The 21,529-nt window shown below is 40.0% G+C and carries 25 protein-coding genes; 23 read left to right on the forward strand and 2 right to left on the reverse strand.

What is annotated here, in order from left to right; all coding sequences use genetic code 11:
- Positions 1-85 precede the first annotated feature (85 nt).
- From infA to rpsI, 12 genes are all read left to right on the forward strand, one after another.
- Entirely contained in the window at positions 86-304 is a 219-nt protein-coding gene (gene infA / locus PI20285_RS02670) for a translation initiation factor IF-1 (protein ID WP_057771895.1), read from the forward strand.
- 30 nt (positions 305-334) lie between these two features.
- Positions 335-454, forward strand: coding sequence for a 50S ribosomal protein L36 (gene rpmJ / locus PI20285_RS02675; RefSeq protein WP_011668476.1), 120 nt, complete (start codon positions 335-337; stop codon positions 452-454).
- A gap of 21 nt (positions 455-475) precedes the next feature.
- Positions 476-841: a 30S ribosomal protein S13 gene (gene rpsM / locus PI20285_RS02680; RefSeq protein WP_057771897.1), complete on the forward strand. Its 366-nt coding sequence runs from the start codon at positions 476-478 to the stop codon at positions 839-841.
- A 21-nt stretch (positions 842-862) separates the two neighbouring features.
- The gene (gene rpsK, locus PI20285_RS02685) at positions 863-1,252 is read left to right on the forward strand and encodes a 30S ribosomal protein S11 (RefSeq protein WP_057771899.1); all 390 of its coding nucleotides are present in this window, start codon (positions 863-865) and stop codon (positions 1,250-1,252) included.
- Positions 1,253-1,334: 82 nt separating this feature from the next.
- Positions 1,335-2,279 (forward strand): DNA-directed RNA polymerase subunit alpha, encoded by a 945-nt coding sequence (locus PI20285_RS02690; RefSeq protein WP_057771901.1) that lies wholly within the window; start codon positions 1,335-1,337, stop codon positions 2,277-2,279.
- Positions 2,280-2,300: 21 nt separating this feature from the next.
- Positions 2,301-2,684: a 50S ribosomal protein L17 gene (gene rplQ, locus PI20285_RS02695; protein WP_057771904.1), complete on the forward strand. Its 384-nt coding sequence runs from the start codon at positions 2,301-2,303 to the stop codon at positions 2,682-2,684.
- 231 nt (positions 2,685-2,915) lie between these two features.
- Positions 2,916-3,752, forward strand: coding sequence for an energy-coupling factor ABC transporter ATP-binding protein (locus PI20285_RS02700; protein ID WP_057771906.1), 837 nt, complete (start codon positions 2,916-2,918; stop codon positions 3,750-3,752).
- On the forward strand, positions 3,728-4,600 hold the full coding sequence (locus PI20285_RS02705; RefSeq protein ID WP_057771907.1) for an energy-coupling factor ABC transporter ATP-binding protein: 873 nt from the start codon (positions 3,728-3,730) through the stop codon (positions 4,598-4,600). Before PI20285_RS02700 ends, PI20285_RS02705 begins: the two co-directional genes overlap by 25 nt.
- Positions 4,593-5,390: an energy-coupling factor transporter transmembrane component T family protein gene (locus tag PI20285_RS02710; protein ID WP_057771908.1), complete on the forward strand. Its 798-nt coding sequence runs from the start codon at positions 4,593-4,595 to the stop codon at positions 5,388-5,390. The genes PI20285_RS02705 and PI20285_RS02710 overlap by 8 nt, the downstream gene beginning before the upstream one ends.
- Positions 5,391-5,400: 10 nt before the next feature.
- A complete protein-coding gene (gene truA, locus PI20285_RS02715; protein WP_057771910.1) occupies positions 5,401-6,168 on the forward strand; it encodes a tRNA pseudouridine(38-40) synthase TruA in 768 nt (255 codons plus the stop codon).
- A 120-nt stretch (positions 6,169-6,288) separates the two neighbouring features.
- Positions 6,289-6,732: a 50S ribosomal protein L13 gene (gene rplM / locus PI20285_RS02720; protein WP_057771912.1), complete on the forward strand. Its 444-nt coding sequence runs from the start codon at positions 6,289-6,291 to the stop codon at positions 6,730-6,732.
- Positions 6,733-6,746: 14 nt separating this feature from the next.
- A complete protein-coding gene (rpsI, locus tag PI20285_RS02725; protein ID WP_057771913.1) occupies positions 6,747-7,139 on the forward strand; it encodes a 30S ribosomal protein S9 in 393 nt (130 codons plus the stop codon).
- Between the two features lie 152 nt (positions 7,140-7,291).
- Here rpsI and PI20285_RS02730 read toward each other — a convergent pair whose 3' ends face one another.
- On the reverse strand, positions 7,292-7,828 hold the full coding sequence (locus PI20285_RS02730; RefSeq protein ID WP_057771916.1) for a phenolic acid decarboxylase: 537 nt from the start codon (positions 7,826-7,828) through the stop codon (positions 7,292-7,294).
- Positions 7,829-7,923: 95 nt separating this feature from the next.
- Here PI20285_RS02730 and PI20285_RS02735 point away from each other — a divergent pair, with 95 nt between their 5' ends.
- Positions 7,924-8,460, forward strand: coding sequence for a PadR family transcriptional regulator (locus PI20285_RS02735; protein ID WP_057771919.1), 537 nt, complete (start codon positions 7,924-7,926; stop codon positions 8,458-8,460).
- A 91-nt stretch (positions 8,461-8,551) separates the two neighbouring features.
- Entirely contained in the window at positions 8,552-9,973 is a 1,422-nt protein-coding gene (locus PI20285_RS02740) for an APC family permease (RefSeq protein WP_057771921.1), read from the forward strand.
- Positions 9,974-10,039: 66 nt separating this feature from the next.
- Here the strand turns inward: PI20285_RS02740 and PI20285_RS02745 are convergent, their stop codons facing one another.
- A complete protein-coding gene (locus tag PI20285_RS02745; protein WP_057771923.1) occupies positions 10,040-10,993 on the reverse strand; it encodes an NAD(P)-dependent oxidoreductase in 954 nt (317 codons plus the stop codon).
- 118 nt (positions 10,994-11,111) lie between these two features.
- On the opposite strand from PI20285_RS02745, the gene PI20285_RS02750 reads away from it, so the two are divergent.
- The 9 genes from PI20285_RS02750 to gatB all read left to right on the forward strand — a co-directional run bounded on the left by PI20285_RS02750 (position 11,112) and on the right by gatB (position 21,485).
- Positions 11,112-11,717 (forward strand): ECF transporter S component, encoded by a 606-nt coding sequence (locus PI20285_RS02750; protein WP_057771930.1) that lies wholly within the window; start codon positions 11,112-11,114, stop codon positions 11,715-11,717.
- A gap of 37 nt (positions 11,718-11,754) precedes the next feature.
- Positions 11,755-12,396 carry a glycoside hydrolase family 73 protein gene (locus PI20285_RS02755; protein WP_057771932.1) on the forward strand — a complete coding sequence of 214 codons (642 nt, stop codon included), beginning with the start codon at positions 11,755-11,757 and terminating at the stop codon, positions 12,394-12,396.
- Between the two features lie 20 nt (positions 12,397-12,416).
- A complete protein-coding gene (locus tag PI20285_RS02760) occupies positions 12,417-12,989 on the forward strand; it encodes a xanthine phosphoribosyltransferase (protein ID WP_057771934.1) in 573 nt (190 codons plus the stop codon).
- 130 nt (positions 12,990-13,119) lie between these two features.
- Positions 13,120-14,286 carry an ATP-grasp domain-containing protein gene (locus PI20285_RS02765; RefSeq protein WP_057771936.1) on the forward strand — a complete coding sequence of 389 codons (1,167 nt, stop codon included), beginning with the start codon at positions 13,120-13,122 and terminating at the stop codon, positions 14,284-14,286.
- 181 nt (positions 14,287-14,467) lie between these two features.
- Complete coding sequence (pcrA, locus tag PI20285_RS02770; protein WP_057771938.1) at positions 14,468-16,729, forward strand: DNA helicase PcrA; 2,262 nt, start codon at positions 14,468-14,470, stop codon at positions 16,727-16,729.
- A gap of 117 nt (positions 16,730-16,846) precedes the next feature.
- Positions 16,847-18,013, forward strand: coding sequence for a CamS family sex pheromone protein (locus PI20285_RS02775; protein WP_057771940.1), 1,167 nt, complete (start codon positions 16,847-16,849; stop codon positions 18,011-18,013).
- A gap of 263 nt (positions 18,014-18,276) precedes the next feature.
- Positions 18,277-18,594 carry an Asp-tRNA(Asn)/Glu-tRNA(Gln) amidotransferase subunit GatC gene (gene gatC / locus PI20285_RS02780; RefSeq protein ID WP_057771941.1) on the forward strand — a complete coding sequence of 106 codons (318 nt, stop codon included), beginning with the start codon at positions 18,277-18,279 and terminating at the stop codon, positions 18,592-18,594.
- A complete protein-coding gene (gatA, locus tag PI20285_RS02785; RefSeq protein ID WP_057771943.1) occupies positions 18,595-20,058 on the forward strand; it encodes an Asp-tRNA(Asn)/Glu-tRNA(Gln) amidotransferase subunit GatA in 1,464 nt (487 codons plus the stop codon).
- Entirely contained in the window at positions 20,058-21,485 is a 1,428-nt protein-coding gene (gatB, locus tag PI20285_RS02790) for an Asp-tRNA(Asn)/Glu-tRNA(Gln) amidotransferase subunit GatB (RefSeq protein ID WP_057771945.1), read from the forward strand. Before gatA ends, gatB begins: the two co-directional genes overlap by 1 nt.
- The last annotated feature ends 44 nt before the right edge of the window (positions 21,486-21,529 follow it).

Consider the following 21,529-nt stretch of genomic DNA (forward strand, 5'->3'; position numbering starts at 1 on the left):
TTTAGCTTATAGTACTTTTATGCACAATAAGCGCTTGAACGAAATGAATTTGTAAAAAAGACAGTAAAAATGGGAGGCACATTTAGTGGCAAAAGATAATGTCATTGAAATTGAAGGTAAAGTTAAAGAAACTTTACCGAACGCGATGTTTAAGGTGGAACTCGAAAACGGTCATGAGATATTGGCACATGTTTCTGGAAAAATTCGGATGCATTATATTCGTATTCTTCCAGGTGACAAAGTAACTGTGGAAATGTCACCATATGACCTTTCAAAGGGTCGTATTACCTATCGTTTCAGATAAGTTTTTAACGTTTTATTAGGAGGAATATTCATGAAAGTACGTCCATCAGTAAAACCAATGTGTGAACATTGTAAAGTAATTAAACGTAAAGGACGCGTTATGGTTATTTGCTCAGCAAATCCAAAACACAAACAACGTCAAGGAAAATAATTAAGCTGGAGGTGAAATTTAATGGCTCGTATTGCAGGTGTTGATTTACCACGTGATAAACGAATCGTGATTGCTTTAACATATATTTTTGGTATCGGAAATACAACAGCTGTCAAGATCTTAAAGGATGCAGGTGTCTCTGAAGATGTCCGTGTTCGTGATCTTGCTGCTGATGATGAAGATAAAGTTCGTGCACAAGTAGATAACTATCGTGTAGAAGGAGATCTTCGTCGTTCAGTAAGTCTTGATATCAAACGTCTTCAAGAAATCGGTTCATACCGTGGCATGCGTCATCGTCGTGGACTTCCAGTTCGTGGTCAAAACACGAAGAACAACGCACGAACTCGTAAAGGCAAAAAGGTATCAATTGCCGGTAGAAAGAAATAATAAATAAAGGAGGCTAGCATATTGGCAACCAGAAAAACTTCTCGTAAACGTCGAGTAAGAAAGAACATCGAAGCTGGAGTGGCACATATTCACTCAACTTTTAACAATACATTAGTTATGATTACAGATCCTCAAGGAAATGCTGTTGCATGGTCATCAGCAGGTTCACTTGGATTCAAAGGTAGTCGTAAGTCGACTCCATTTGCTGCCCAAATGGCTGCAGAAGCTGCAGCTAAAGCAGCTATGGAACATGGAATGAAATCCGTTGAAGTTGCTGTTAAGGGTCCTGGTTCTGGTCGTGAAGCTGCTATTCGGGCACTCCAATCCACTGGATTAGAAGTATCCGCAATTCGCGATGTCACACCAGTTCCTCATAATGGTTCTCGTCCTCCAAAGCGCCGTCGTGTATAGTGCGTCAATTTTTTGAGGGCTAACTTCATGATGCATTCAGAGTTAATATGCACAACGCGTTTTGAAAGGGGTAAAGATAAGAATGATCGAATTTGAAAAACCAAACATTCATAAAATTGATGAGAATATCAATTACGGCAAGTTTGTCGTTGAACCGCTCGAACGTGGGTACGGAACAACATTAGGCAATTCTTTGCGTCGTATTTTGTTGTCATCATTACCGGGTGCGGCGGTTACAAGCATTCAAATTGATGGCGTTCTTCATGAGTTTTCAACAATTGAAGGCGTAGTTGAAGATGTCACACAAATCATCTTAAACATTAAAAAGGTTTCTTTAAAGATCGAAAGTGATGATGAAAAATCTTTAGAGATTGATGTTAAGGGTCCTGCTACCGTCACTGCTGGTGACATTCAAGGTGACAGTGATGTTGAGATTCTTAATCCAGATCAGTATATCTGTACCGTTGCTGATGGCGTGACTTTTCATGCTATATTGACAGCTGATACGGGTCGTGGTTATGTTTCAGCTGATGAAAATAAGGCTCGCAAGGATGATATGCCAATTGGTGTGCTTCCAATCGATTCCATTTATACCCCAATCGAGCGTGTCAATTATCAAGTTGAGAACACACGTGTTGGTCAACGGGATGACTATGATAAGCTTACTTTGGATGTTTGGACCGATGGTTCCATTAGTCCTAGTGAGGCTACTAGTCTTTCAGCAAAAATTCTTACTGAACATTTGGCTCTATTTGTTAATTTAACAGATGAAGCTAAAGATGCTGAAATCATGGTCGAAAAGGAAGAAACACATAAAGAAAAAATGTTAGAGATGTCCATCGAAGAGCTTGATTTGTCAGTTCGTTCATACAATTGTTTGAAACGTGCTGGAATCAATACTGTTCAGGAATTAACTGACAAAACTGAAGCACAAATGATGAAAGTTAGAAACTTTGGGCGTAAATCCCTTGAAGAGGTTAAAGTTAAATTAACTGACCTTGGACTTTCATTACGCAATGAAGACTAATTATAAGGAGGGTTTCCATTCATGGGCTATCGTAAATTAGGTCGTACGAGTTCACAACGCAAGGCTTTACTTCGTGACTTGACCACTAACTTAATTGTTAATGAAAAGATCGTTACAACTGAAGCACGCGCAAAAGAAGTTCGTTCAACTACTGATAAAATGATTACATTAAGCAAACGCGGTGATTTACATGCACGTCGTCAGGCTGCTGCTTTTCTTCGCAATGTAGTTGCTGATGTTTCTGAAGATGCTGACGAGGTTAAAGTTACTTCTGCACTTCAAAAATTGTTTGATGATTTAGCTACTCGTTATGCTGACCGTAATGGTGGGTATACACGAATTCTTAAGACAATGCCTCGCCGCGGAGACGCTGCACCAATGGTTATCTTGGAATTTGTTGACTAAATATTCAATCGAATATTTAATTTTTTAAATTAACAAATTTATCACTAGAAGTTGTGGTAGGGTGTAATGATGTTGGAATTTATTCCGAGTCTAGCCCACGGTTAATACGTTGTATTAACTATCACTTCTTTTCAGTGATTTTTTTGTATCTACATAAAAGCATAAGTATACTGGTTAGTGCGTTTGGGTATGTTAAAATAGAAAAAATACCTATCAAAGGAATGTTCTCGGATGAATGAAGTGATTAAAGTTGCACACTTAACATATGCATATTCTAAAAATAGTCAACCTGCTTTAGATGACGTCTCTTTTACGATTTCAAGCGGTGAGTGGGTAGCGATCGTTGGTCATAACGGCAGTGGGAAAAGTACACTAGCTCAAGCGTTGGACGGACTGATTGATTTTAAACAAGGACAAATTTGGGTTGAAGGTACTGAACTCGCAGAAGAAAGTGTTTGGGAAGTTCGTAACAAAATTGGCATGATCTTTCAGAATCCGGATAATCAATTCGTGGGGGCCACTGTGGAAGACGATGTGGCCTTTGGTCTGGAAAACATGGCGATTCCGCATGATGAAATGCACGAACGCGTGATGCAGGCACTAGAAGAAGTTCAGATGAGCGAGTTTCGTCACAAACAACCTGATCAGTTATCTGGAGGGCAAAAACAGCGAGTGGCACTTGCCGGAGTGATCGCCATGCAGCCTAAAATTATTATTTTGGACGAAGCAACCAGTATGTTGGATCCAGTGGGTCGGCGAGAAATTATAAACGTGATTCGTAAATTAAAGAAACGTTTGGGAATCACCGTGTTGTCCATTACCCATGAAATGGATGAAACAACCGATGCGGACAAGGTCATTGTTTTAAACGATGGTAAAGTAATTCGTACAGGTACTCCGGAAACTATCTATAACCATAGTGAGCTGTTATTGCAGTTGGGATTAGATGTTCCTTATTCCCAGAGATTAAAAAGGGAGTTAAAGCAGCGTCAGGTGAAAACGCCGGAAGCTTATTTTGATGAGAAAGGAATGGTGGACTGGTTATGGCAATCACTTTTAAAGAAGTAACTTACACCTATTCGCCTGATACGCCTTTTGAATTTGAAGCTTTGAAAAATATCTCCACAAAAATTGAGGATAATTCGGTTACTGCGATAATTGGACACACAGGAAGCGGCAAATCGACGCTCCTGCAGCATTTAAATGCGCTTTTGAAACCTACTGGTGGTACGGTCCTGATCGGTGATACTGCGATCACTTCTGAAACCAGTAACAAGAATCTGAAGCCGTTAAGAAAAAAAGTGGGCATTGTATTTCAGTTTCCTGAAAAACAGCTTTTTGCGGAGACGGTAGAAAAAGATATTGCTTTTGGACCAGAAAATTTTGGTAATACCACTGAAGAAGCAAGCCAAGTTGCTAAAAGAATGGCTGGATTAGTAGGGTTGCCTGCAGAGGTGCTTTCCCGATCACCTTTCGAATTATCAGGTGGTCAAATGCGACGCGTTGCGATTGCGGGTGTCTTAGCTATGCAGCCCGAAGTTCTGGTGCTTGATGAACCCACGGCAGGCTTAGATCCCAGGGGCCGTCGTGAAATTATGCAGCTTTTTACGAAACTTCAAAACACGCAAAAATTTACCATTGTTTTGGTTACTCATCAAATGGAAGATGTCGCTAATTATGCAGATCATGTGATTGTGATGGAGGCCGGGAAGATTGTTAAAGAAGGCAGTCCACGAACTGTTTTTGCCGATGTCGAATGGCTACATGAAAAACAATTGGATGTGCCAGCTAGTACCGAATTTGCCTTTGAAATGCAGAAACGCGGCTTTCATTTCACCCAGTTTCCGTTAACGGAGTCGGAGTTGGCTGATGACATAGCCGATTTGTTTAAGAAGAGAGGCCAAACGCATGAATAAAATCCTATTTGGTCGTTATATTCCGCTAGACTCTTTTGTACATCGCATGGATCCCCGGTCAAAACTAGTTCTAAGCTTCCTATACGTGATTGTTATTTTTTTTGCGAATAGTTGGTGGATTTACTTATTAATGACAATCGTGGCGTTTCTAAGTATTCTAGCTTCCAAAATTAATTTTAAACTTTTTGTTGAGGGAATAATGCCCCTGCTTTGGATTATTGCCTTCACTATGGTTATTCAAATATTTTTCGGTACCGGTGGTCATTTATATTGGCAGTGGGGGATTTTTTCCATTACGAGTTTGGGAATTTTAAATGCGGCATACATTTTTGTCCGTTTTACACTGATTATTTTAATTTCAACCCTTTTGACACTTTCTACTTCACCAATTCAGATTTCTGATGCCCTAGAATCTTTGTTGATGCCGCTTCGAAAGATACATTTTCCTGTTTATGAAGTCGCGTTGATGCTTTCGATTGCCTTACGGTTCGTACCGACGTTGATGGATGAAACGGAAACAATTATGAATGCGCAGCGAGCCCGAGGTGTTGATTTTGGGACAGGCAACATTGTGCAACGTTTAAAGAAAATTATTCCCATCCTGATTCCACTATTTGTGAGCGCGTTTAATCGGGCCGAGGATCTTGCCACCGCGATGGAAGCACGTGGCTACCAAGGAGGAACGGGAAGAACTAAGTATCGCCAATTAAAATGGGGGAATCGTGATACGATTGCGAGTTTAGTCTATTTATTAATGACGGCAAGTGTATTCGCGCTACGATTACTTTAAGGAGATTTTTATGTATCGTTATAAAATTACGATTGCCTATGATGGCACCAATTTTGCAGGCTTTCAAAAACAACCAAAACAGCGCACGGTGGAAGAAACTTTGGAACGAGCTGTAAATAAAATTGCTAAAAAACCGGCCAAATTAATCAAAGTGTATGGATCTGGTAGAACGGACGCGGGCGTTCATGCCTTGGGTCAAGTTGTTCATTTCGATATTCCTTTTTCTTTGTCTGATAACGCCATGATCCACGCCTTGAATAGTATTTTGCCATTGGATATTGAGGTGTTAGAAGCTCAGCAAGTAACCTCAGAGTTTCATGCTCGCTATGGAACACAAGGAAAAAGATATCGGTATCGCTTGGCGTTAGGTGAGTTTGTCGATCCATTTAAACGCAATTATACGGCTCACTGGAAGTTTCCACTAGACCTGCAGGCCATTCAGACGGCGTTACCAGATTTGATTGGTGAGCACGATTTTTCAAGCTTTTGTGCTGCTGGTGGGCACACAAAGACAAATATTCGGGAAATTTATGAAGCAACTGCGGTTTACGATGAAGCGCAAAATGAAATTGTTTTTGAATTTTATGGAAGTGGATTTCTTTATAATATGGTCCGGATTATGGTGTCGGTCCTAATTGAAATTGGGAGTGGCAAACGCCCGGAACATGATATTATTCGGCTCCTTAAGGTGAAAAATCGTGATCAGGCGCGTGTAACTGCCCCAGCAAGTGGTCTTTATTTAAAAAAAGTCTATTATCCAAAGAATTTTGGTAAATGATTATTGACTTTAGTGGTGTAAATTAGTAAAATTAAATTTGGTATTGTTTACCTCCACAAATAGGCCCCGGAAACTTATTTAAAGTTGAGTTAAACAAAACAGAAATTGGAGGAATTACAAGTGCGTACAACATATTTAGCAAAACCAGGCGAGGTAGATCGCAAATGGTACGTAGTAGATGCTACAGACATTCCTTTGGGACGTCTAGCAAGTACAGTTGCATCTATTTTACGCGGTAAAAATAAACCAACATTCACACCTAACGTTGATACAGGTGACTTTGTCATCGTTGTGAATGCAGCAAACATCAAATTAACAGGTCGTAAAGCAACACGTAAATTCTATTATCACCATTCTAATCACCCAGGCGGCTTAAAAACCAAGACTGCTGGTGAAGTTCGTGATAAGACTCCTGAAAGATTAATTGAGATGTCAGTTAAAGGGATGCTTCCTCATAACTCTCTTGGTCATAAAATGGGACTCAAATTACATGTCTACGCTGGCGAAGATCATGATCATCAAGCTCAACAACCTGAAAAGCTTGATATCACAAACTTAATTTAAGGAGGAAACGAATTTTGGCAGAAGCACAATATCGCGGCACTGGTCGCCGTAAAAACTCTGTTGCCCGTGTACGTCTTGTACCCGGAACAGGTAAAATTACTGTAAATGATAAAGCAATTGAAGATTACATCCCATTTGCTAACTTGCGTCAAGTTGTTATCCAACCATTCGAAGTTACAGAAACAACAGGTACTTATGATGTTCTTGTAAACGTTAATGGTGGTGGTTTCTCTGGACAATCAGGTGCTATTCGTCATGGAATCGCACGTGCATTGCTCGATGTAGATCCTGACTTCCGTACACCTTTAAAACGTGCTGGTCTCTTAACTCGTGACCCTCGTATGAAGGAACGTAAGAAATACGGTCTTAAAAAGGCTCGTAAAGCAGGACAGTTCTCAAAACGTTAAAATTTATTTTTTCAATGTTTCAAACACTTCTTCTGGCGGAGAGGTGTTTTTTTGTATAAAAAAAGCAAGGTAGAAATCACAATGTTTGTTGTTTTAACGGATGTGACTAGTTAAAACTTCAAATTAGATTTCTATCTTGCTTTTTAATTTATTTATTTGTTGATTCGTTTGTAATTTTCATCAAAGTATTTTCCTGCGCGGATCTCATCAGGCAACTCTTTGTAAGGAGCCTCACTGATCACATCGTCATTGTTTTGACCAGCATCACCAATATAAGTGATCTGAGCAAATTCAGGAACTACCATCTTTGGATAAGTTTCATATTTTTCACGAGCAGCTTCCATAACGTCAATATGGTCGTTTTGGAAAGTTACAGTAATTTCTGGATGTTCTTGAACCCATTTTGGAAAGAAGATTGTTCCGTTGACTTTCTTGTCATTTGGCATAAAGTCCAAAGCTACATCGGTACCGGTTGGTTCTGTCCAAGAAACCTTATAGATCCCAGGAACTAGCATCACAATGTTAGCTTCTTGATCTTTTACCCAGCGGCCAGCAACCATTCCGCCGTGAATGCGGTAGTCAACTGTATGATCGTTTTTAGCGTACCACTCGTATTCCCAACCGTTATCGTATGTGTAAATAAAATGTGTTCCCAAAAAATCGTCTAGTGTCTTAAATGTTTTTGCCATTCTAATAATTCCTCCTAATGTGTAATTAATTACATGTTTTAATCAACTTGGTTATGTTACAATTTTTTTAACGAAACGTCAAGGAGGAAGATTCGATGGCTCAAAAAAATCGCCTGAAATATGTATTATTAGGATTATTAAAAAGTAAAAAACAAACTGGTTATGATCTTGCAAAATCCTTTGATTCGGACATTGGTGAGTTTTGGAATGCAAATCACAGTCAAATTTATCCACTCTTAAAACGGATGGAAGATGATGCGCTGATCGGTCATGAATCAATGACGGTGGGCCAGAAGCTTCACAAAAAACAGTATTTTATTACCAGTGCGGGACAAGAGATTTTCAACGCTTGGTTAAAAAGTCGTTCTGAATTGGATAACACGCACGACGAATTTATTTTGAAGTTGTTTTTTATTGATGATGCGCAATCGCCGTTGTTAAAACCCATGATTGCAACTCAGCAAAAGTATCACGAAGATAAATTAAAACAATTAACTAGCCAATTTAAACAAAAGTTTTCTACACAAGAAAAGATTGATCAAAGTTTTGGGCATTCTTTGGTTCTCCGCCACGCAATTGATCGAGAACAAGGTTACAGTAGGTGGCTTGAAGAAATGTTGACACTAATTTAGAAAATGAGAAGCATAATTGACTTTTTCTTAAATATTGATTAAAATTAAACTTTATGTTTAATAAACAACTCATTTTGATGGGAGCTAAAGCATGTCAAAAACAGGAAAATTTGCCGATTTGTTTGTTCGTAAAGAAGTTAATACAGATATGTTTAAGAAAACTGGGCTTGATAAAACCTTATCAGCCTTTAGTTTAACAACGATGGGGGTCGGCGCAATTGTTGGTGCGGGGATATTTATCACACCAGGAATTATTGCCGCTTCGTACAGTGGGCCAGGGGTATGGCTGTCCTATCTAGTTGCCGCGGTGGTCTGTTCCTTAGCAGCGTTATGTTATTCTGAGTTTTCTTCGACCATTCCATTGGCCGGAAGTGCCTATACCTATATTTATGCGGTATTCGGCGAGCTCATTGCTTGGATCCTCGGCTGGGCCCTCATTTCAGAATATTTATTTGCAGTTTCTTCGGTGGCGGTCAGTTGGTCGGCTTATTTTCAAAATGTTTTAGCTGGCTTCAATATTCACTTACCAGCGATTTTTCGGGCCGCCTATGGCACTGCTGGAAGTCCACGCGCCCTTTTCGACTTACCAGCATTCCTAATTACGATGATTATTGCCTACTTGTTGGTTCAAGGGGTGCGAGAATCTGCAAAAGTTAATGCTGTCATGGTTATTTTGAAGATCGCTGTGATTGTCTTATTCATCGTTGTCGCGGCGTTTTACATTCGTCCGACTAACTACAGCCCAATGTTACCTTTTGGCGCAAAAGGCGTGATCCGGGGCGCTGCTGTGGCGTTCTACGCCTATATAGGTTTCGATGCCGTTTCGACAGCCTCAGAAGAAGTTAAAAATCCTAAACGTGATATGCCCATTGGAATTGTCTCGTCATTGATTGTGGCATCGGTTCTTTATATCTTATTATCAGTAGTTTTGGTCGGAGTTGTGCATTACACAAAGTTAAACGTGGCTGATCCAGTTGCGTTTGCCCTGCATTTTATTCATCAAAACTGGGTCGCAGGAATCGTATCTTTGGGAGCGGTTGTTGGAATGACCACCGTTTTGATCGTGATGTTGTACGGGGGGACGCGCTTGATTTTTGCAATTAGTCGCGACGGTTTGTTGCCCAGTGCTTTGCATAAACTAAATCCGCAAACCCACGTACCAACGATTAATACGTGGGCGTTAGGCTTTATTGCCAGTGTTTTTGCCGGAATTATTCCGTTAACCAAAATTGCAGAATTAGTTAATATTGGGACGCTGTTCGCCTTTGCGATGGTTTCTCTTGGAGTCGTCTTTTTGCGAAAGGATCGCCGGTTCCGGGATTTGCCTAAGTCGTTTGAAGTTCCGTTTTATCCAGTGATTCCAATCATTTCGTTTCTGGCTTGTATCTACTTGATGCTTCAGCTAGCTTCATTTACTTGGATGATGTTTGGTATTTGGTTAGCAATTGGATTAATTGTTTACTTTGGTTATGGATTTTCACATAGTCATGCACGACAAAACGAAGAAAAATAACAAAAGGATTTCTGAAAAGTTGGTAAGCAATACTTACCGATGATTTCAGGAATCCTTTTTAAAATTTTAATAGCCGTTATTCAAATCGACCTTATTTTCGTAAACAGAACCAGTTTCCACAAAAGATTTTAAATTCGGCAAAAAAATGGCGTGCCAAGCACTTCCTAGATTTTCCATTTCAGACGAATAGTGGGGCGTCACCAACACATTTGGTAGTTCCCATAAAGGACTAGTATTAGGCAGGGGCTCTTCTTCAAAGACATCAAGCGCTGCATGCTGAACTTTATGATCTTGGATGGCCTGAATTAAGGCGTTAGTGTCAACCGACTTACCGCGACCAACGTTTACGAATAAGTACGTTTCGGGCAGAGATTGGAAGAATTGATCATTAAAAAAGTGGGTAGTTTGATCAGTTAAAGGCATGATGTTGACGATCACATCGGTATGCGCAACGGCCTGTTGCCAATCCGATTGGGCATAAGTTTTATCAAACGACGAAACAGCATGGCCACTGCGATTTACGCCAATTGTCTTTGCATGAAAAGCTTTTAACAATCTAGCAAGTTCGGCACCGATGTGGCCCGTGCCAAAAATTGTCCACGTTGACTGACTTAAGGTGCGAATATTTGTAAACTCTGAATGTTCTGCCCAACGTTGTTTTTGACCGTTAGCCAGGACAGTGGGAAAATCGCGCGCAAAATACAAAGCGTATAGTAAAACGGTTTCTGAAATAGGGGTGGCATGCACGCCACTCATGTTACTGACCAAGATATTTCTTTGTTTGAGTTCAGCCAAGGGCAAATAATCAATCCCGGCACTGACAGTTTGAATCCATTTCAGATGACTATTGACAGCAGTTAAAACATTTTCAGATAAAGGTAACTGCCAACCAAGCATGATGGTGATGTTTGCGTAGTCGTCTGGCGTGATACTTTCCGGGGTAAAAATTTTAACGCCCAATTTCTGATAGGCAGCAACATCTAATTCTGAATTATGAGGTAAAATCAAAAGGTTTTCCAAAGTGTAATAACTCCTTTATAAAGTGGCTTGTAGTTAATTTTTCCGTTGCTTTCATGATATAATGATTTTTAACAATTAAGAAATTAAAAGACTTTTCAATTCTTGTGAGGGACTTAAAATGGGGAAAAACAGTTCAGCGGCACGAATTAGTATCTTAGGGTTGTTTGCGGCAATTATTATTTTACAAAATTACGTTCCAATGATTGGTTACTTGCCAGTTGGTCCGCTAAATATCACGACAATTCACATCACCGTGATTATTGCGGCGGTCGTTTTGGACCCGGTCGATGGAGCTCTGGTCGGTGGTATTTGGGGAATTGTGGATTGGATTCGCGCACTGACAGTGACATCGAGTGCGTTAGGTAACATTGTGATGGTGAATCCGTTAATTTCCATCTTACCGCGAATTTTAATTGGTTTGATTGCAGGATGGCTATTTTCAAGGCTAGCCCGGAATAAAGATAAGCTCACCTTACCACTCATAATTAGTGGCATCGCTGGTTCATTAACCAATACGGTACTTGTTTTAGGTGGGATTGCGCTCTTTTTTGGAAACGGCTCGACTATTTTACATGCCATTAACTTTCAGGCATTGACGCCATACATTTTATTGGTGGCAGGCACCAACGGAATTCCCGAGGCCATTGCGGCCGCAATCTTGGTACCGTTAATTTCGGCGCCATTGCTTAAATATACGAAATTAGGTAGAGATCGGTTTAGATAAAGTTTTTTAAAAGAATGAAATAGAAAGATGGAGAAATTTGGCAAAACGAAAAAAACGACGAAAAACTAATTTTTTATTTAAAAAGGGAAAACTCCAGTTATCGGGAGTTATTTCGCTAGTTTTAATTTTTGGAATGGTCGTAGTTTTGGCAGTCCAACTAATTCCACGCATTTCCTTTTCAACTAATCAACCGGAGACAACTTTGAATACAACTAATCATCAAAAATTTATTCGGACCCTTGCACCTTATGCGCAAACGATGCACAGAAAATACGGGGTTTTGCCAAGTATTACGATTGCTCAGGCAATTTTAGAATCTGATTGGGGGACCAGTCAACTTTCTGATCGTTACAATAATTACTTTGGGATGAAAGGTACGATCTATCAGACAACCAAAGAAATGAAAACTCAGGAATTTACGAATGGCAAATGGGTGACTGTAACCGCTCGTTTTCGGGTGTATAATAGTTGGAAAGATTCTGTAAAGGATCACACGATGTTATTTGTGAACGGAACAAATTGGAATCGTGATCAGTACAAAGGCGTTTTGACAGCCAAAGATTATAAAACGGCTGCCCAAGCGCTGTACACGGCTGGTTACGCAACCGATCCGGATTATCCAAGCAAATTGATTGAATTAATTCAGAGTTACCAGTTAGAAAAATATGATCAACAATAAAACTATGTGGAGGCAAAATTGTGAAGTTATTAGAAGACCGTATTCGTAAAGAGGGAATTGTTCTCCCTCATGATGTTTTGAAAGTAGACAGCTTTTTGAATCATCAGGTAGATCCTGAACTCATGTTTGAAGTTGGTAAGGAGTTTGCAAAGTTGTTTGCAGATAAACCCATCACAAAGATTTTAACCGTGGAGTCTTCAGGAATTGCGCCTGCCGTAATGACCGGGTTGGCGATGCACGTGCCCGTTGTTTTTGCCCGGAAGCATAAAAGTCTAACCTTAACTGATGATTTACACACAGCGGATGTTTATTCTTACACAAAACAGACCACGAATAAGATTTCGATTGCTAAACGATTTATCGAACCAAACGATTCTGTCTTGATTATTGATGACTTCCTGGCTAACGGCCAAGCAGTGGAAGGCTTGTTAACAATTATTAAAGAGGCAAACATCGAAGTTCAAGGAATTGGAATTGTAATTGAAAAAACGTTCCAAAAAGGGCGGGCGTTGATTGAGAAACGGCAAATTCCGTTGGAAGCGTTAGCGCAAATCGCTAGTTTGGAAAATGGCCAAGTTCAATTCGTAAAATAGCCTTAAAAACAGGAAAACCACTTGCCAAGTAAGCCTGACAACAGTAATATGAAAAGTGAAGATAAAAATCGGAGTAAAAGATAAAAAGAATACTGCACGGCGAACAAGTGCATGAGAATGGGTGGTTTAAATGACAGTTTCGAATAACGCAATGCTATATCCTGGAGATACTTTGGGAATTGTTGGAGATAGTTCTAATGGTTCACAATTAATCACGGCAGCTCGTCGGTTAGGGCTGCGAGTGATTGCTTATGGTCCAAACGAAGTAAGTGAGACTATGCAATTGGCTGATGTCCATATTGTTGGGGCGCTTAATGATGGAAACAAGCTTCAGGAATTTGGCGAGAAATGTGATTCTGTGATTTACGAATCCGAACATGTAGATGTCCAAACCATTAAATATCTCGAGCAGTATACAAATATTCCTCAAGGAACCAACGGACTAGAAGTGACGCAAGATCGTTTGATTGAACGGGCATTTTTTGATCAACTAAATCTGAATTCAGCTCCTTATGCCACCGTAATTAGTTTGAGTGATATTTACGAATCTATAAATTCAATTGGCTATCCAAGTATCTTAAAGCCAATTCAAAAAAGTATGGAGAAAAATACAGAGCTCCGAATTAATACCCAGACGGATATTCCTGAAGCAGCTGACCTATTAAACGAACGAACTTACGTATTAGAATCCACTGTCGATGCTAAACAAGAGTTAGTGATCACCGTTGCTCAAGGAATGAACGGGGAACGCAAGATCTTTCCGATTGCAGAAAATATTTATGCTGAGGAACATTTAGTAGAGACCATCATGCCGGCAACGACTTCTAATGGTGTTCAAAATGAGCTTTTACGTATTGCCAATCAAATTGCTGATGAATTAGGCTACGTGGGTGTGTTCGAGATCTCATTTGCCATTACAGCTAATGAAGATATTTATGTTAAACGGATTGTGCCTTCTATTCATCGTCCGGGGTATGTGTTTAATCGCGCAACCAATGTGAGTGTCTTTGATCAACATTTGCGGGCCATTGCGGGGATGCCGTTAAGCGATATTAAGCTTTTTGTGCCAACCATTATGGTTAACTTTGATAAAGATCAAATGCAAGCGATTCGGACCCAGTGGAATATTAAGAACAATTGGTATTTCCATGTTTATGCCCAAAACAAGACGACTGAAAAAGAAACCCGTGCCGGTTATGTCTTGGTAGAAGCTAATTCAGTCCAACAAGCTCAAGAACAAATCGATAACACAGAGATTTGGACTAAGACCGTGATTGACTTTGAAAGCCTAGATTAATAATTTAAATGATTTGGAATCAAGATGGTGAATTAGGATCTTGATTCTTTTTTTGTAATTTTTTAAGAAGTCGAAGTAATTTTGGTTTTAGGGTCAAGTATTGCCGAGTTTTTGGTATAATTAGAACTGATTGAATTTTTCAGAACAAGAAATGGTTTTAGGATAGAGAGGATTGAAACTTTTGCCCGAAAATAGGTTATTAAAAGGTCTAAATGACAAGCAACAAGAGGCTGTTAAAGCAACTGAGGGTCCCTTATTAATTATGGCAGGTGCCGGTAGTGGTAAAACCCGTGTTTTGACACATCGGGTGGCTTATCTTATTGAAGAGAAGGCTGTTAATCCTTGGAATATTTTAGCAATCACCTTTACAAATAAGGCTGCTAAAGAAATGCGCGAACGAGTTATTAAACTGTTGGGAGCAACCGGATCCGATATATGGGTATCCACATTCCATGCTTTGTGTGTGCGTATTTTACGGGCAAACATTGACCAAATTGGATACAACCGGGCTTTTTCGATTGCCGACATGAGTGAGCAACGGACTTTAATGAAGCACATTGTGGCTGATTTAAACTACGATCCGAAGAAATTTGATCCCAAATCATTATTAGGAGCCATTTCAAACGCGAAAAACGATTTATTGACGCCAAGTGACTATAAGGCCAACGCTAAAACCCCGTTTGAAGTGGTTGTGGCGGCTGCTTATGAAGAATACCAACGGCGTTTGAAGATTAACCAGGCGTTGGATTTTGATGATCTCATCATGCAGACAATCACACTGTTTCAAAAGAATCCCGACACTTTGAGTTTCTATCAAAACAAATTCCACTATGTTCATGTGGATGAATATCAGGATACTAATCAGGCCCAATATACGTTAGTTAAGATGTTGGCTAAACGATTCAAAAATATTTGTGTGGTTGGGGATGCTGATCAGAGTATTTACGGTTGGCGAGGAGCTGACATGCAAAACATCCTGAACTTCGAAAAGGACTATAAAGATGCCCAGGTGATTTTGTTAGAGCAAAATTATCGCTCAACAAAGAAAATTTTGGATGCAGCTAATTCAGTGATTAAACACAACACAACGAGACGTCCTAAAAAATTGTGGACAGAAAATAATGATGGCGATGATATTACCTATTATCGGGGACAAAGTGAAAATGATGAAGTCCATTTCATTGTGCAACAAATTAAAAAGCAAATTGAAGACAATCATTATCAATTCGGCGACTTTGCTGTTTTGTATCGGACCAACGCTCAGTCACGAGCAGTTGAAGATACCTTTTTGAAATCAAGTGTTCCTTATACCATGGTTGGTGGGCATAAGTTCTATGACCGAAAAGAAATTCGCGATGTCTTAGCCTACTTAACATTGTTAGCTAATCCAGATGATTCGATGAGTTTTGAGCGGATTATTAATGAACCAAAACGAGGAATTGGAACTAGTTCAATTGAGAAATTAACTGATTTCGCAAACTATAATCATTGGTCATTATTTGAGGCTGCTCAAAATGTCGAGGTTGCTAATGATCTTGGCGGACGTGCTAAGAATGCGATTGACCAGTTTGCGGGCGTTATGACAGATCTTAAAAAGATGGCTGAATTCGTGCCAATCACCGATTTGACTGAGCAAGTTTTAGATAAAACAGGCTATCGGGCCGAATTGAAGAAATCGCGTTCTCTAGAAGCTGAGACGCGTTTGGAAAATATCGAAGAATTTTTGACGGTTACAAAACAGTTTGATGATAGCCATCAAGACGAAGAAGAAACAACTGCCGAGACCCGTTTGGCCGACTTTTTGGCTGATTTGGCGTTAGTTTCTGATCAAGATAGTGTTGAAGAAGAGCCATCAGCTGTGACCTTAATGACTTTGCATGCTGCTAAAGGCCTTGAATTTCCAGTTGTCTTTTTGATTGGAATGGAAGAGGGCATCTTCCCATTATCACGAGCTGCAATGGATGAGGATCAATTGGAAGAAGAACGGCGCTTAGCATACGTAGGAATCACCCGGGCCCAAAAGAAATTGTACATTTCCAATGCCTATTCACGCATGTTGTATGGCCGTCTTCAAAATAATCCCGCTTCGCGTTTTATTGAAGAAATCGATCCTGACGTTTTGGAATCAGCTAATCAAACGGCTGGGGCAACCCCAAATAGTTATGGCAATCGGCAAAAAGCTTATCCATTTGATCACAAGATGGAACGGGCGACGGCGACTACGTATCAGCAACCACAAGCTAAGCCACAGAAATATGTGGGAACAGGTGCTGACAAAGTGAGCTGGTCCGCTGGTGACAAGGTGCAACATAAGGCTTGGGGAACTGGGACAGTTGTTAAAGTAACTGGAAAAGGCGAAGATGCTGAATTAGATATTGCCTTTCCAGACCAAGGTGTCAAACGATTGTTGGCAGCATTTGCGCCAATTACCCGTTTGGATTAATAAAAATCTTAATTTTAAAGAAATAAATCGCATTTACAAAGGAAAGACCTTGACAGTTTTCTGGTTTAATCCTCATAATTCAGTAGTGAATTATGATTGAAACGGAGGAAGTACACGGTGAATCTAAAGAAAAGTTTGGTAGCAGTTGCGCTACTATTTAGTGCGTTGATCCTAGCATCTTGTGGTAATAGCAGTAATACGAGTTCCAGCTCAAGCAGTAAAAATGGAACGAGTACTAGCAGCACAAAAAGTGGCAGCTATCAGGTTACGGGTCGGACGAATAGTAGCCAGTATGCAGGGGTCATTAAAAATGGCAAGTATTTGACGAGTAAATCGCGTGGAGTGACTGTTAGTCAGAGCTCTGGTAATTTAATGAATTTAAAGAGCTTTGAAGCTGGGTTACAAGATATTTCCAAAAATGAATTTTCAACTTCAAAATACATTTTTCAAGAAGGCCAGTATTTAAGTAGTGACACTGTGAAAAATTGGTTAGGCCGAAAGTCTAAATCCAACGCAGATGGCTTAAATCCAGCCAGTAACGGTTCAACTACCCCAACGGGACGTAATCCGATTTATTTACAAAGTATGGAAGAGCAGGATTATGTTCAAAAAAGTGGTAGTAAACTAAAACTCAGTGGAATTACCATTGGATTAGCAATGAATTCAGTTGACTATTATCGAAAGACGACTTATGGCGCTGAATATCAGACTAACATTAGCGATGCCACTCTTGAAAAAGAGGGTAAAGCGATGGCTAAAGAAGTTTTGGCCCGATTGCGTAAGAAAAAGGGATTGGAAAATATCCCAATTGTGATTGCAGTCTATAAACAAGCTTCTAATGATAGTTTGGTTGGTGGAAACTTTGTAAGTTATTCCATAAATAAAGGGAATTCTATTGAGAAGTGGAAGGCGCTGGATATTAAAAATGTAGTCTTCCCACTAAAGTCAGATGAATCGGCACCTAACAGTAATGATTCAGATGCTTTCTCTAACTTCAAGTCAGAGGTCGAAAATTTCTTCCCTAATTTGAGTGGGGTTACGGCACAGGCTCAGTATAAGAATGGGTCGTTGCAAGGAATGAATGTGTCGGTGACGACGCAATTCTATAGTGAAACTGAGATTAATAGTTTTACGCAATTCTTGGCGGATCAGGCGGAGAAGTACTTGCCAAGTGGAGTGAAGATTGATATTACGGTGAGCTCAACGACGGATGGGGTGCAGAGTTTCTTGAGTCGTTCAAGTACGGCAAAGAGTTTCTCGACGCATGTGTTTGAAAGTTATTAAATAAAGAGTGGTTAAAAAGGCGTTTAGCTTCTGAGTACTAGCCTAGATAACTGAATGATTCGGTTTAGGAATCGTTTGACTATCGTAGCTAAGCGGAAGAAGCTGCCTCAAGAGACACGTTTCAGCGAAAGCAGCAGAGCATTTCCACCCAAACAAACAGCTGCGAGATACACATTTCCAACAGTCTATGGATAAACGACACTTTAAAATATATAAGCAATTTATGGTAAAATAATTTGATAGATTTGAAAGAAGGATTACACATGGCAAACGAACAGAAGATTGATAAATCTCAAGTAGAACATGTTGCTAGTTTAGCTAAGCTAGAGTTTGACGATGCCGACTTGGGTAAATTCACCACGCAATTAGGCGATATTATGGATCTTTTCAATACCCTTAGCGCAGTGGATACAGACGGTGTTACGCCAACGTTCAGTGTGACGGATCAATTTAACACGATGCGTGAAGACGTTGCGGTTAACAGCCATGAAAAAGATGCCTTATTGAAAAACGCGCCCGATACTCAGGATGGTTACATTCGAGTTCCCGCAATTATTGATGAAAGCGAAGGGGCAAAGTAGATGAATTATTTTGATACAGATTTGACAACTTTGCATGAAAAGTTAGTCAATAAAGAAATCACCTCAGAACAATTGACAAAAGAAACCCTTGCAACAATTAAAGCAGACAACGACAAGTTGAATGCTTATATTACGATTGATGAAGAAGCGGCTTTGGCTGCAGCTAAAGTCGTTGACGAAAAAGGAATTGACGCAGATAATCTCTGGGCCGGAATTCCCATCGCCATCAAAGATAATATTGTGACAAAGGGTTTGAGAACAACTGCTGCTTCAAAAATGTTGGAGAACTTCAATCCAATTTATGATGCCACAGTTATCGAGAAACTCCGTGCCAATGATGTGGTTATTATTGGAAAAACCAACCTAGATGAGTTTGCAATGGGTGGTTCAACAGAAACTTCTTACTTTAAGACTACCCATAATCCTTGGAACTTGAGTAAAGTGCCTGGTGGTTCTTCGGGTGGTTCGGCCACAACTGTTTCCGCTGGTGGCGTATTGGCTGCTTTAGGAACAGATACTGGTGGTTCAATTCGGCAACCAGCTTCATTTACTGGAGTTGTTGGTGTAAAACCAACCTATGGACGAGTTTCTCGTTGGGGAATTATTGCCTTTGGTTCAAGTTTGGATCAAGTGGGTCCTTTCACGCGAACCGTTAAAGATAATGCTGCTTTATTAAATATTATTGCTGGTCATGATGATCATGATTTGACGAGTTCTGACAAGGCCGTTCCTGATTTCACAGCCGGTTTAGATGGCTCTGTTAAAGGGATGCGCATTGCTCTTCCTAAAGAATACTTAGGTGATGGTGTTGACGAAAACGTCAAGAAGGCCGTTTTGGATGCTGCTAATACATTCAAAACCCTTGGAGCGACAGTTGACGAAGTGTCATTACCAAACAGTAAGTACGGAATTGCTGCATACTACATCATCAGTTCTTCAGAAGCTTCTTCAAATTTACAAAGATTTGATGGGATTCGTTACGGTTACCGTGCCGAAGATGTTAAGAATTTGGAAGATGTTTATGTACGTTCCCGTTCTGAAGGGTTTGGCGATGAAGTTAAACGCCGGATCATGTTGGGAACTTATTCATTGTCAGCTGGTTTCTATGATGCATACTTCCGCAAGGCTGCTGAAGTCCGGACATTAATGATTAATGACTTTAAGAAAGTATTTGAAGATCATGATTTCATTATTGGACCAACTGCACCAACCCCAGCCTTTGGAATTGGTGAAGATTCCAATGATCCAAAGAAAATGTATATGAATGATGTTTTGACAGTTCCAGTCAACATGGCCGGTTTGCCCGGAATGTCCTTACCAGCAGGCTTTAGTAATGGCTTGCCAGTTGGTTTGCAGATTATTGCCAAACCATTTGACGAACAAACTTTGTATCGTGCTGGCTATGCATTTGAACAAGCAACTGACTTTCACAAAGAAACTCCAGAGATTGGGGGAGACAAATAATGAATTTTCAAACGACAATCGGACTTGAAGTCCATGTTGAATTAAAAACAAACTCAAAAATCTTTAGTCCTTCTCCCGTAGCTTTTGGTGATGATCCCAACGCCAATACTAACGTAATTGACTGGGGGTATCCTGGTGTTTTACCAACAACCAATAAAGGAGTAGTTGAGTCTGGCATTAAAGCGGCTCTTGCTTTGCATGCGGAAGTTGAACAACATAACCATTTTGACCGTAAAAATTACTTCTATCCTGATAATCCAAAGGCTTACCAAATTACCCAGGCTGACAAACCTATCGCCCATGATGGTTGGATTGAAATCGAAGTTGACGGCGAAAAGAAAAAAATTGGAATTGCCGAAATGCATATCGAAGAAGATGCGGGTAAAAATACCCATAATCCCAATGGCTATTCATTCGTCGATTTAAACCGTCAGGGAACGCCATTAATCGAAATTGTTTCTAAACCAGATATTGCTTCACCTGATGAAGCTTATGCTTACCTTGAAGCTTTACGCCAACGGGTTCAGTTTACCGGTGTGTCTGATGTGAAGATGGAAGAAGGATCTATGCGAGTTGATGTTAACATTTCAATTCGTCCTTATGGATCCGACAAATATGGAACCAAAACAGAAATCAAAAACTTGAACTCGTTTAATTACGTTCGTAAGGGTCTTGCTTATGAAGAAAAACGACAACAACAAGTTTTGATGTCTGGTGGGACTATCCAACAAGAAACCCGCCGTTTTGATGAAACCACTGGTCAAACAGTTTTGATGCGGGTCAAAGAGGGTGCTGATGATTATCGGTATTTCCCAGAACCTGATTTACCTGCTTTAGCAATCAGTGATGACTGGATTAAATCAATTGAAGACAGTATGCCAGAAATGCCTGGGAAACGTCGTGAACGTTACGTCAAAGAACTTGGATTGAAAGATTACGATGCTATGGTTTTGACGCAGACCAAGGAAATGTCAGATTTCTTTGATGCAACTGTTAAAAATGGTGCTGATGCTAAAATGACAGCCAACTATTTGATGGGTGATGTGAATGCTTATCTGAATGATCAACAAGTTGATTTGCAGGATACGAAACTCACACCGGAAAACTTGGCAGCCATGATCAAAATGATCAGTGATGGCACGATTTCTACAAAGATTGCCAAAAAAGTTTTCAAAGCCATTACTCAAGGTGAAGAACCCGTTGCTTGGGTTAAGAGCAAGGGATTGATTCAACTTTCTGATCCTGCCCAGTTGGAGCCAATTATCAAGGGAGTTGTTGATGATAATCAGCAATCTGTTGATGACTTTAAAAACGGTAAAGATCGTGCAGTTGGTTACTTGGTAGGTCAAGTTATGAAACAAACTCATGGTCAGGCCAATCCTAAGGTTGTTAACCAGATTTTGATGGCTGAGTTGAAGAGTCGTTAAAACTGGTTTAGCTGTGACTTGTATAAACGTGTTGAAAAAGCCAG

This window comes from Pediococcus inopinatus, assembly GCF_002982135.1.
Lineage (GTDB): Bacteria > Bacillota > Bacilli > Lactobacillales > Lactobacillaceae > Pediococcus > Pediococcus inopinatus.

Coding starts and splice junctions, on each gene's coding strand:
- rpmJ (WP_011668476.1), top strand. CDS start 335: ATGAAAGTACGTCCATCAGTAAAACCAATGTGTGAACATTGTAAAGTA.
- rpsM (WP_057771897.1), top strand. CDS start 476: ATGGCTCGTATTGCAGGTGTTGATTTACCACGTGATAAACGAATCGTG.
- PI20285_RS02690 (WP_057771901.1), top strand. CDS start 1,335: ATGATCGAATTTGAAAAACCAAACATTCATAAAATTGATGAGAATATC.
- rplQ (WP_057771904.1), top strand. CDS start 2,301: ATGGGCTATCGTAAATTAGGTCGTACGAGTTCACAACGCAAGGCTTTA.
- PI20285_RS02700 (WP_057771906.1), top strand. CDS start 2,916: ATGAATGAAGTGATTAAAGTTGCACACTTAACATATGCATATTCTAAA.
- PI20285_RS02705 (WP_057771907.1), top strand. CDS start 3,728: ATGGCAATCACTTTTAAAGAAGTAACTTACACCTATTCGCCTGATACG.
- PI20285_RS02710 (WP_057771908.1), top strand. CDS start 4,593: ATGAATAAAATCCTATTTGGTCGTTATATTCCGCTAGACTCTTTTGTA.
- truA (WP_057771910.1), top strand. CDS start 5,401: ATGTATCGTTATAAAATTACGATTGCCTATGATGGCACCAATTTTGCA.
- PI20285_RS02730 (WP_057771916.1), bottom strand. CDS start 7,828: ATGGCAAAAACATTTAAGACACTAGACGATTTTTTGGGAACACATTTT.
- PI20285_RS02735 (WP_057771919.1), top strand. CDS start 7,924: ATGGCTCAAAAAAATCGCCTGAAATATGTATTATTAGGATTATTAAAA.
- PI20285_RS02740 (WP_057771921.1), top strand. CDS start 8,552: ATGTCAAAAACAGGAAAATTTGCCGATTTGTTTGTTCGTAAAGAAGTT.
- PI20285_RS02750 (WP_057771930.1), top strand. CDS start 11,112: ATGGGGAAAAACAGTTCAGCGGCACGAATTAGTATCTTAGGGTTGTTT.
- PI20285_RS02765 (WP_057771936.1), top strand. CDS start 13,120: ATGACAGTTTCGAATAACGCAATGCTATATCCTGGAGATACTTTGGGA.
- gatC (WP_057771941.1), top strand. CDS start 18,277: ATGGCAAACGAACAGAAGATTGATAAATCTCAAGTAGAACATGTTGCT.
- gatA (WP_057771943.1), top strand. CDS start 18,595: ATGAATTATTTTGATACAGATTTGACAACTTTGCATGAAAAGTTAGTC.
- gatB (WP_057771945.1), top strand. CDS start 20,058: ATGAATTTTCAAACGACAATCGGACTTGAAGTCCATGTTGAATTAAAA.